Below are 5432 nucleotides of genomic sequence, written 5' to 3'. Positions count from 1 at the left end.
GGTTAAACGACGTGTGCCTTGCGGAGCAGCATTTTCTAAGCTATCTAGCTTATTTATCAGGGTTTCTAGAAATTTAGGTAGGAAAAACAGTTTTAATTCAATCTCAGCATTCATTACTGCACCGCTCATTTTGTCATCAAATATTCATTCACGCGTCATTTTTAGTTCATAATGTCACAAATGTGTCATAAAAATCCCGTAGGATTTGGTTTTGAAGTTGGTATATAACCCGTTAGAATAAAGCTGTGATTTTTCTCAAAAAACACAGTTTCAATACGCGGACGCATAGGGTAACATGCGCCCGCTTTTTCCAATCATGGAACAATCTAAATAGGTAAACGGCAATGCCAGTAAACTCTATTTTGGGCGTGTTTGCAAAATCGCCAATTAAGCCTCTTCAAGAGCACATGGACAAAGTCTACGATTGCGCATCGTTACTGGTCCCCTTTTTCGAAGCCACCATCACAGGTAACTGGGATGCTGCAGTTCAACTACGTAAACAAATTAGTTTAGCGGAAAAGCAAGGGGACTCACTCAAACGTGAAATTCGCCTCACTCTGCCAAGCGGTTTGTTTATGCCTGTTGAGCGTACAGATCTACTGGAACTACTGACACAACAAGACAAAATCGCTAACAAAGCAAAAGATATCTCTGGTCGTGTAATCGGCCGTCAATTGCTTATCCCTCAGGTCATGCAAGTCCCCTTTATCGCATACTTACAACGTTGTATCGACGCTGTTGGTCTTGCAAAAGAAGTCATTAACGAACTCGAAGATTTGCTCGAAGCAGGTTTCCGTGGTCGTGAAGTTGACTTAGTGGCCAAAATGATCAACGAACTCGATATCATCGAAGAAGATACTGACGATTTACAAATTCAACTTCGTCGTCAATTATTCGCATTGGAATCAGAATTGAATCCTGTCGATGTGATGTTCCTCTATAAAACGATTGAATGGGTCGGCGGTCTTGCAGATCTGGCCGAACGCGTCGGTTCGCGTCTTGAGCTTATGCTTGCTCGCGTTTAATAAATAAGGTTATCAAGGTATCAATATGGTTGATGCAGGTATGGAGGTGGCTAACGTATTAGCCACTAATGGGCCGTGGCTTATTGCCATTGCGGCTGCGTTTGGTTTTCTAATGGCGTGGGGCATTGGTGCAAACGATGTGGCCAATGCGATGGGAACCTCTGTTGGTTCTAACGCCATTACGATTAAACAAGCGATTATTATCGCTATGATCTTCGAATTTGCAGGTGCTTTTTTGGCCGGCGGCGAAGTGACCAGTACAATCCGTAACGGTATTATTGATTCAAGTTATTTTACCCAAACCCCTGAATTGCTGGTATACGGCATGATTGGCTCGCTGTTAGCCGCAGGGATTTGGTTAGTTGTCGCATCAGCCTTAGGCTGGCCAGTATCAACGACTCACTCAATTGTAGGCGCGATTATCGGCTTTGCGGCTGTAGGCGTTGGCACTGAGTCTGTCGCTTGGGAAAAAGTAGGCGGTATTGTTGGTTCTTGGGTTATTACACCAGCAATCTCTGGCTTTATGGCGTTCATTCTGTTCCAAAGCACTCAAAAACTGATTTTCAACACCGATAACCCACTTGCTAATGCTAAACGTTATGTACCTTTCTACATGGCGTTCGCAGGCTTTATGATGTCATTAGTCACGATCCTCAAAGGGTTGTCACACGTTGGCATTCATTTAAAAGGTGCCGAAGCTTATATCCTGGCGGGCGTAATAGCATTGGTCGTTGGTATCATAGGTAAAGTGTTTATTTCTCGTCTAAAAATGGATGAGAAAGCAAGCCACAAAACCATGTACGCTAACGTCGAAAAAGTGTTTGCGATCCTGATGGTTTTAACCGCTTGTTGTATGGCATTCGCCCACGGTTCAAACGATGTTGCAAATGCGATTGGTCCTTTAGCTGCGGTGGTATCTGTAGTTAATAGTGGTGGCCAAATTGCATCTAAATCACCGTTAGTATGGTGGATCCTACCTTTAGGTGCTGTGGGTATCGTTATGGGTCTGGCGATTTTCGGTCAGCGCGTGATGCAAACCATTGGTAAAAATATTACTCACTTAACCCCAAGTCGCGGTTTTGCTGCCGAATTAGCCGCAGCCTCTACCGTAGTGATTGCTTCTGGTACTGGTTTACCTATCTCTACCACACAAACGTTAGTCGGTGCGGTATTAGGTGTGGGTATGGCCCGTGGTATTGCGGCAATCAATATTGGTGTGGTGCGTAACATTGTTGTGTCTTGGGTGGTTACTTTACCTGCGGGTGCAGGTCTATCGATCATCTTCTTCTATATGATTAAAGGCATCTTTAACTAAGAAGCACATAACGACTATGGCAAGCTCGCCGTAGAAATGTACTAAACACAGAGGAATTGCTAGCATGGATGCGGCAAAGTTGAGGGAAGTCTATGACTTCCCTCTTGCATTGCAGGCCTCAAATCCCTAGCATGTGGTCACTATTTCGTTGATGAGAATACAAAAGTGTTAAGAATGCTGACTCTGGTGGGAATGATGTTACTCTCCCCTAACCTGCTGGCCGAAGGCCAACCCCGCTATATCTCGGATAACGTGTTTCTTTATATTCTCAACGGCCCTGGTACTGATTATCGTATTTTGGGTTCGATTGAAGCGGGACAACCCGTTACGTTACTTGGCGAAACTCAGGGCGATTATTCAAAAATAATCGACCATAAAGGTCGTGAAGGTTGGGTGCCAACCAACTTAATCAGTTCAACGCCTAGTTTTCGTGAGCAAGTTTCAACACTCACTAATGAGTTAAACGAAACCAAAGCCAAGCTTGCAGAAGTCTTAAGTTCGACGAATAACCATTCCGATGAAGTGGATGAACTCAAAGCCAAGCTAAGCGAAGCCGAAGCTATGCTGAACAAAACCACTCAAGAGCGTGATAACCTCAAAGTCGCGGTTGATCGTAGCGCCCAAGAGGCACAATTTGCGCTATGGCGTGAGGGCGGACTGATTGCCGCCGCAGGTTTAGTGGTTGGGGTGATTTTGGTGTATCTACCAAGACCACAACGCCGCAACAAGAAGCGTTGGATGTAAATTTTTACGCAAATAATTTGAAAGTCAAAGCTAAAGCCAGTGTTTTCAAACACTGGCTTTTTGTCAATCAAGCGTTACAACTAACACTTAACAAGCCAATCAAACAATCCTCACATTCTTTCACGCTATAGTGTTGCCCGTCACATTTTGGTTGTATAATCTGCGCGCGCAAAGCTTCATATTGTATACAAAATATCAAATGCGTTTCGCGCCCCCCATTTTTGTTTCAACAATAGAGCCGAAAACAACTGGCCAAGATGGAAGCGATTACTATGTTCAAAGCGAGTGAAGTGCTGGCAGGCCGCTACGATTCTGCCAATCTCGACGAACTGTTCAAAGCCGTCACCGACAACTACATTGTCGATGAAGAACAATACTTGTCAGAGCTAATCAAACTAGTACCCTCCAGTGATGAAGCCATCGAGCGCGTCACTCGTCGTGCCCACGAACTGGTAAACAAAGTTCGTCAATTTGAGAAAAAAGGCTTAATGGTTGGCATCGATGCCTTCCTGCAGCAATACAGCTTAGAAACACAGGAAGGCATCATCCTGATGTGTTTAGCCGAAGCCCTGCTGCGTATTCCCGATGCGGCCACCGCCGACGCCTTGATTGAAGATAAACTTTCAGGCGCAAAATGGGATGAACACTTAAGCAAAAGCGATTCAGTGCTGGTTAACGCCTCAACTTGGGGCCTAATGCTCACGGGTAAAATTGTTAGCTTAGATAAAAAAATCGATGGTAGCCCGAGTAGCCTATTAGGCCGTTTAGTCAATCGTTTAGGTGAGCCTGTGATCCGCCAAGCCATGATGGCGGCGATGAAGATCATGGGTAAGCAGTTCGTTCTCGGCCGCACCATGAAAGAAGCGCTCAAGAACAGCGAAGACAAGCGTAAGTTAGGCTATACCCACTCTTACGATATGCTGGGTGAAGCCGCGCTAACGCGTAAAGATGCCGAAAAATACTTTAACGATTATGCCAATGCGATTACCGAGTTAGGCGCGCAAAGCTATAACGAAAACGAATCTCCACGCCCAACGATTTCTATCAAATTGTCGGCATTGCACCCACGTTACGAAGTCGCTAACGAAGACCGTGTATTGACCGAGCTATACGACACCGTTATTCGCCTGATTAAACTCGCGCGCGGATTAAATATCGGCATTTCTATCGACGCCGAAGAAGTTGACCGTCTCGAACTGTCATTAAAACTGTTCCAAAAACTGTTTAATTCTGACGCCACTAAAGGCTGGGGATTACTGGGTATCGTGGTGCAAGCTTACTCTAAGCGCGCCCTGCCGGTGCTGGTATGGTTAACCCGCCTAGCGAAAGAGCAAGGCGACGAAATCCCCGTTCGCTTAGTGAAAGGCGCCTACTGGGATAGCGAGCTGAAATGGGCACAACAAGCTGGCGAAGCTGCTTACCCACTCTACACCCGCAAAGCCGGTACCGACGTATCTTACTTAGCCTGTGCGCGTTACCTGTTATCCGACGCCACCCGCGGCGCGATTTACCCACAATTTGCCAGCCACAACGCGCAAACGGTTGCGGCAATTTCCGATATGGCGGGCGATCGTAACCACGAATTCCAACGCCTACACGGTATGGGACAAGAGCTGTACGACACTATTCTGTCGGAAGCGGGCGCGAAAGCGGTGCGTATCTATGCCCCAATCGGTGCCCATAAGGATCTGCTGCCCTACTTAGTGCGTCGCCTGCTGGAAAACGGTGCTAACACCTCGTTCGTACACAAGCTAGTCGATCCGAAAACCCCTATCGAGTCTTTAGTGGTTCACCCACTGAAAACCCTGACAGGCTACAAAACCCTGGCTAACAACAAAATCGTTTTACCTACCGACATCTTCGGTAGCGATCGCAAAAATTCCAAGGGACTCAATATGAACATCATTTCAGAAGCAGAGCCATTCTTCGCGGCCTTAGACAAATTCAAATCGACGCAGTGGCAAGCGGGCCCTCTGGTTAATGGTCAAACCTTAACTGGCGAGCACAAAACCGTGGTGAGCCCATTCGATACCACTCAAACCGTGGGTCAAGTGGCCTTTGCCAACAAAGCGGCTATCGAACAAGCCGTGTCTTCTGCTCATGCAGCTTTCGCCTCTTGGACCCGTACGCCTGTTGAAGTGCGCGCCTCTGCCCTGCAAAAGCTGGCGGATCTGTTAGAAGAAAACCGCGAAGAACTGATTGCCCTCTGTACCCGTGAAGCAGGTAAGAGCATTCAAGACGGTATCGACGAAGTGCGTGAAGCCGTAGACTTCTGCCGCTACTACGCGGTGCAAGCTAAAAAGCTGATGTCAAAACCTGAACTGCTCCCAGGCCCAACGGGTCGAGTT

4 protein-coding genes are annotated in these 5432 nt (G+C 46.7%); all 4 read left to right on the top strand.

The annotated features are described in order from the left end of the window. Window positions 1-344: 344 nt before the first annotated feature. Window positions 345-1025, top strand: a complete 681-nt coding sequence (locus tag SHEWPOL2_RS21300) for a TIGR00153 family protein (protein ID WP_037421779.1) — start codon at window positions 345-347, stop codon at window positions 1023-1025. Between the two features lie 25 nt (window positions 1026-1050). Further along, window positions 1051-2340, top strand: a complete 1290-nt coding sequence (locus tag SHEWPOL2_RS21295; protein WP_080612413.1) for an inorganic phosphate transporter — start codon at window positions 1051-1053, stop codon at window positions 2338-2340. 195 nt (window positions 2341-2535) lie between these two features. Continuing rightward, window positions 2536-3084 carry a TIGR04211 family SH3 domain-containing protein gene (locus SHEWPOL2_RS21290; protein WP_037431483.1) on the top strand — a complete coding sequence of 183 codons (549 nt, stop codon included), beginning with the start codon at window positions 2536-2538 and terminating at the stop codon, window positions 3082-3084. Between the two features lie 257 nt (window positions 3085-3341). Next, a partial coding sequence (putA, locus tag SHEWPOL2_RS21285) for a bifunctional proline dehydrogenase/L-glutamate gamma-semialdehyde dehydrogenase PutA (protein WP_192812110.1) occupies window positions 3342-5432 on the top strand: 2091 nt, incomplete at its 3' end.

The sequence above is a fragment of the Shewanella sp. POL2 genome (assembly GCF_000282755.1).
Classification (GTDB): Bacteria; Pseudomonadota; Gammaproteobacteria; order Enterobacterales; family Shewanellaceae; genus Shewanella; species Shewanella xiamenensis.
This window is presented reverse-complemented; position numbering and strand designations above follow the sequence as displayed.

What these genes read in the sequence shown, in the direction of transcription:
- SHEWPOL2_RS21300 (WP_037421779.1), top strand. Translation starts at nt 345, where the DNA reads ATGCCAGTAAACTCTATTTTGGGCGTGTTTGCAAAATCGCCAATTAAG.
- SHEWPOL2_RS21295 (WP_080612413.1), top strand. Translation starts at nt 1,051, where the DNA reads ATGGTTGATGCAGGTATGGAGGTGGCTAACGTATTAGCCACTAATGGG.
- SHEWPOL2_RS21290 (WP_037431483.1), top strand. Translation starts at nt 2,536, where the DNA reads ATGTTACTCTCCCCTAACCTGCTGGCCGAAGGCCAACCCCGCTATATC.